The organism is Acinetobacter sp. YH16031, assembly GCF_013417335.1.
Lineage (GTDB): Bacteria > Pseudomonadota > Gammaproteobacteria > Pseudomonadales > Moraxellaceae > Acinetobacter.
In genome coordinates, this window is record NZ_VPED01000066.1 from 1 (window position 1) to 4,917 (window position 4,917).

At 38.2% G+C, this 4,917-nt stretch carries 5 protein-coding genes; 3 read left to right on the top strand and 2 right to left on the bottom strand.

All coding sequences use genetic code 11. The annotated features are described in order from the left end of the window. Positions 1 to 272: 272 nt before the first annotated feature. Positions 273 to 824: a hypothetical protein gene (locus FTV31_RS15400; RefSeq protein WP_179991722.1), complete on the bottom strand. Its 552-nt coding sequence runs from the start codon at positions 822 to 824 to the stop codon at positions 273 to 275. A gap of 441 nt (positions 825 to 1,265) precedes the next feature. Between FTV31_RS15400 and FTV31_RS15405 the strand changes: the two genes are divergently transcribed. Next, the gene (locus tag FTV31_RS15405) at positions 1,266 to 1,745 is read left to right on the top strand and encodes a HEPN domain-containing protein (protein WP_179991723.1); all 480 of its coding nucleotides are present in this window, start codon (positions 1,266 to 1,268) and stop codon (positions 1,743 to 1,745) included. Between the two features lie 41 nt (positions 1,746 to 1,786). Continuing rightward, complete coding sequence (locus tag FTV31_RS15410; protein ID WP_368856091.1) at positions 1,787 to 2,167, top strand: helix-turn-helix domain-containing protein; 381 nt, start codon at positions 1,787 to 1,789, stop codon at positions 2,165 to 2,167. 283 nt (positions 2,168 to 2,450) lie between these two features. Here FTV31_RS15410 and FTV31_RS15415 read toward each other — a convergent pair whose 3' ends face one another. Then, positions 2,451 to 2,636 carry a hypothetical protein gene (locus FTV31_RS15415; RefSeq protein WP_179991721.1) on the bottom strand — a complete coding sequence of 62 codons (186 nt, stop codon included), beginning with the start codon at positions 2,634 to 2,636 and terminating at the stop codon, positions 2,451 to 2,453. Between the two features lie 1,342 nt (positions 2,637 to 3,978). Here FTV31_RS15415 and FTV31_RS15420 point away from each other — a divergent pair. Continuing rightward, positions 3,979 to 4,281: an AlpA family transcriptional regulator gene (locus FTV31_RS15420; protein ID WP_179991724.1), complete on the top strand. Its 303-nt coding sequence runs from the start codon at positions 3,979 to 3,981 to the stop codon at positions 4,279 to 4,281. Positions 4,282 to 4,917 lie beyond the last annotated feature (636 nt).

Genomic DNA, 4,917 nt, shown 5'->3' on the forward strand with positions numbered 1-4,917 from the left:
ATTCCGGCTCTGCCTCCGAATCACGCTGCGGTATCGAAAGATTACAGTGCGTACCTGATAAGAGCACCAATCAACGGACTAGGGATTTCTTGGATTGCACCGTCGAAAGAAGCCCAACCTAACCAGAAGTACCAAACTTAGCTAAAGGAACAAGCTAAGAAGCCATGACCCAATAACCGATCATGGAGAAAAGCAAAGACAGAATGATGATGTCGCTTCGCTCCGTTTTGATTAGTACCACATTGGGGCATTAGGTGTGTATTTGATTTTTATTAGTCGTCCCACTTAAAATAGGCTAAATGAGCTAAAGAATTGTCCATGTCGTACGTGGTCTTTGTGGTATTAGTAAGCGTTAGATCGTCATCCCAAAAAGAAGCGTCTTCGGGGCCCATAATCTTCAATGCACCTATTGTGCTACCATAACCCATTCCAACATGCTTAGCTGTCTGAGTAGCAACTTCTGACAAATCAAGGTCAGTATCCGAGTTATAACTATTAACTAATGCATTAGATATACTCGATACGCCAATACCAACTCCAACAGCCATTCCAATCTTAGATTCTTTTGATAAACTCAAACCATTAGTATCAACCACTTTCTCCACAAGGTACTGCACCGCAGAAGACCCAGCGACTGAACCAATAATGCTTGCAACAGAAGATACACCGCTATTAGTGTCGTTATTGCAAACTGCATTTAGTGTAGAGCTAACCCCCCCCACAGTGGCAGCTAGAATTACTCTGGTGATAAGACCTTTTCGCGCTCGTTCATGTGTCATCATAGCTAATGGCTCGCTACTCTGACTTACCTTATCGTCTTTCATTTTTATCCTTATAATCCATTTGCAACGTTTTACTATTTTATCACACCCCCCGCTAAAACTTACCAATAATCAATAAGGTCATGGAGACAGTCCTAGGTGGTCATCAAAAACCATAAATGTATGGATACACAATCAAGCTCAAAGTCATAGAGAACGAAAATTTACTCAAGAAAATCACGCAAGAATGGAAAATACTGAAAATTGTAATGAGCCTATCGATTTTTAGTGCGACTAATCCACGTTATGTAAAAAGCCAGCAATTTGCTGGCTTTTTAGCTTTTAAATAATACCATTTGAAGTACGTGTACCATTAAAAAAGATACACGTACTTCAAAAGGGTAGATTACCGTGCAAACAGCCTTAATGCGACAGAACCGTTCACAATAAGCGTTAGTGGGTATAAATTTTAATAATTATAATTTTTCGTAGGTATGTACTAAAATGATGATAGGTAAAATAGAAAGAAATATAAATATTAGTAACACTTACCTAAAATTGTCTCAAGAAGATGAAAGTGCCGCTTCAGAGTTAGCAAAGTTAGGTAAATATCGGGTTGCTTGTTATTTGATTTTACAATCAATGGAGAAGTTAATAAGGAGTAAGATTTTTTCACTTATCAATGCAGATAACGATTTTTTTAGAGATGAAAATAGAAATCATTCTATAGAATCAGCATTTGATATGCTCATTAATATACTATCAACCGATAATATTCAGAAAGAGCAAATTCGAGCACAATTCGCTTCTAATGTTTTGCTTAAAACTAACTCGAACCACTTACACAATAACTTGAGATACCCATATTTCCAAAAAAGAAAATCTCATTATGTTCTATTAAATGTTGATGCCAGCGATTACGAAATTTTGGTTTCTAGATTAAATGTATTGAAATCATTTATCAAAGATATACATCTTCTTTAATTTTGTGTTACTCAATACTGAATTTTTAAATTGGAACTGTAATTTCTGAAGAAAGAGAGCATAGAGGCCTAAATCAAGCTTCTGCATCTCAGTTATGTGGAATGACTCAGTCAACATTAGCCAGGGTTGAAATTGGTAGGGCATCGACCATAGAAAATGTATTAAAAATTTCTCATGGGTTTGAATTGGAACCATGGCAGCTCTTTAAAGTTGCTGACGATAGAGTTAAAGCTCTTAAATCTCAGGGTTATGAGGTTGAAACGGAGCTGCCATCAGAGAAAGAACTAAAGGAAAATAGTGCTGAATGGGTAACAACAAAAACAATTATAACTCGAGCATCCATAATCGGACTGACTGCAGCCGGTGTTGCAATTGTTGATGGCGTAATCCCTTATATAAATAAGTTTATGAAAAAGAAGTAAATCTCTGAGAGTTATATTCCACACTGATTGCGGCGGGGTTATTCATTAGAATTCGACGTAATGACATTCCTAATCAAACTCCATGACCTAACCAACTGTTTGGTTAGGTCATGGAGATAGTCCTAGGTGGTCATCAAAAACCATAAATGTATGGATACACAATCAAGCTCAAAGTCATAGAGAACGAAAATTTGCTCAAGAAAATCACGCAAGAATGGAAAATACTGAAAATTGTAATGAGCCTATCGATTTTTAGTGCGACTAATCCCTTTTATGTTAAACGCTACAAGTCTTTCATGTGGCGTTTTATCGCACCTTCATTTTCATCCAGCCATTCTTTAATCCGCTCTTCTTCCTCTTGCTCTTTACGCCACTTATCAAGGTCTTCTTGCCTATACTTTCTTTTCCTTGAAACGATTTGATTCAATCTTTTCCATTTTCGCATTTCTGTTTCTGGTTTCGTTTTCATGTAATCACCATCGGCTAATAAATAAACAAATTGTTCTTGCTTTTGATTATCAAAGAGTAAATCACAATATCAAACGATATTCCCCGATTTATCCACCGTGAATGTGGATTGTTTTAAGACTTACTAGAAGAATTTCACATGAAATAAAAACTTGTTAAAAACGCACTCAAAAGCTCGCAAAACCGTTCTAAACTTTCAACGTGGTTTTGGGTGTTTTATAGGGGGATCGTGTCTTAAAATCGATTTGAGGGGATTTAATGCGGATGAATGGGCGGTTTTAGCAAGTTAACTCGCCCATTTAACATAATGGGTCTTATACGTAGCCATTTTTAGATGACTTAATAAATTTCTAACCTACAGATGTACAAAAGCCCCGTGACAGTATCACAGGGCTTTGGTACTCTGAATCGGTGCATTCGCTGCTACGATTAGAAAGCTCAATCCAATCTTAGCAGCGTGAGAGACGCTTGTCACGTTCTCATTAAATACCAGCCAACGACATTAACCCAAATGCACCACTTGATTGACTCGGACTTGGCTCGGTCCCCGAAAGGATAAACAGGCAAATTGTGGTAATAACGTACCGGAAAACGAAATTCCGGCTCTGCCTCCGAATCACGCTGCGGTATCGAAAGATTACAGTGCGTACCTGATAAGAGCACCAATCAACGGACCAGGGTTTCTAGGATTGCACCGTCGAGAGAAGCCCAAACTGACCAGAAGTACCAGACTTAGCTAATGGAACAAGCTAAGAAGCCATGACCCAATCACTGATCATGGAGAAAAGCAAAGACAAAAAGACGTTGTCGCTTCGCTCCGTTTTGATTAGTACCACATTGGGGCATTAGGCACTTTTTTGCTCAAAATTTGAGCCTGAGAGTTCAAATAGGCATGAAAAAATTCAAAGCCAAACCAATTTTAAATTGTTCGTAGTCAATAGGTTGTCTCATGTATTCGATTCCTGTTATGGAAATCAACCCCATTCAACCATAAAAAAGGGAAGCCGGTAGGCTTCCCTTGGAAACGTCGATATTCAATACCGAGCAAGTGAGAATAGTAATACTAGCTTGCTTCTCTGGTATGGCAACTATTAGTTTTTAGGCTCAACGGAGAAAAAAGAACGTTTAATGCAGTTTGCAATTGCAATAAAATCAGGCTGATAACCGTAGTTAATCCACGTTATGTAAAAAGCCAGCAAATTGCTGGCTTTTTTGCTTTTAAATAATAGCATTTGAATCACCCTGTACCGCTAAAAAAACCATACGTACTTCAATTTGAACCTAGCGGTGTTAATATAGAATCATCATAATAGTGATAATTAGAAGTGAATACGGAGAGAAAGATGCATTTTGATATAGCCAATGACACCCTTTTGGGGATCAAGGATCTATGTGAAAAATTAGGTATCAGTAAATCAACGCTGAATAGAATTCGACGTAATGACATTCCTAATCAAATTCCTTTCCCTCAACCAACCGTTTGGTTAGGTCATGGAGATAGCCCTAGGTGGTCATCAAAAATCATAAATGTATGGATACATAATCAAGCTCAAAGTCATAGAGAACGAAAATTTGCTCAAGAAAATCACGCTAGAATGGGAAATGCTGAAAATTATAACGAACCTACCGATTCTAAGTGCAACTAATCCCTTTTATGTTAAATGGGCGAGTTGATTAGCGAAAACCGCCCATTCATCCCCATCAAAGCCCCTCAAATCGATTTTAAGACACGATCACCCTATCAAACCCCAAAAATCACGTTGAAAGTTTAGAACGGTTTTGCGAGCTTTTGGGGGCGTTTTTAACATCATTTGATTAGCAATGAGATCTCACCGTTAACCCTCAAAACAATGACTTTCATTTTGCCACTCATGAAACGATGAACGGGCAGATAAAATTTTTATCTGCCTGTGAATCGTTGGACAAGCGCAGCGCGTCAGAAAAAAGACTCGTAGAGGCTTCGGGGTATCAGGGATCCCCCTGAGTACGCGACTGTAGACAAACGGCAATAATGTCCCCATTATGTCCCCGTTTGTCTGCGGTCGATGTCGTGCCTGTAATTTTGTATTTTGCGATATTTTTAACAAACCAATTAAAAACGCATAGGTAACACACCTTAGAGCCTTGTACGTCAACGTTTTTAGACAACAAAAAAAAAGGGGAATTAATGGCGGAGAGCAAAAAAACAACAACGGTGAGCTTTAGAATTGAAGATGATCTCAAAGATAAACTTCAAATCATTGCTGAACGAGAAAATAAAACTATCACCAACAAAGCACGTG

Excerpts from the sequence above, each read along its gene's own strand:
- FTV31_RS15400 (WP_179991722.1), bottom strand. The coding sequence starts at position 824 with ATGAAAGACGATAAGGTAAGTCAGAGTAGCGAGCCATTAGCTATGATG.
- FTV31_RS15405 (WP_179991723.1), top strand. The coding sequence starts at position 1,266 with ATGATGATAGGTAAAATAGAAAGAAATATAAATATTAGTAACACTTAC.
- FTV31_RS15415 (WP_179991721.1), bottom strand. The coding sequence starts at position 2,636 with ATGAAAACGAAACCAGAAACAGAAATGCGAAAATGGAAAAGATTGAAT.
- FTV31_RS15420 (WP_179991724.1), top strand. The coding sequence starts at position 3,979 with ATGCATTTTGATATAGCCAATGACACCCTTTTGGGGATCAAGGATCTA.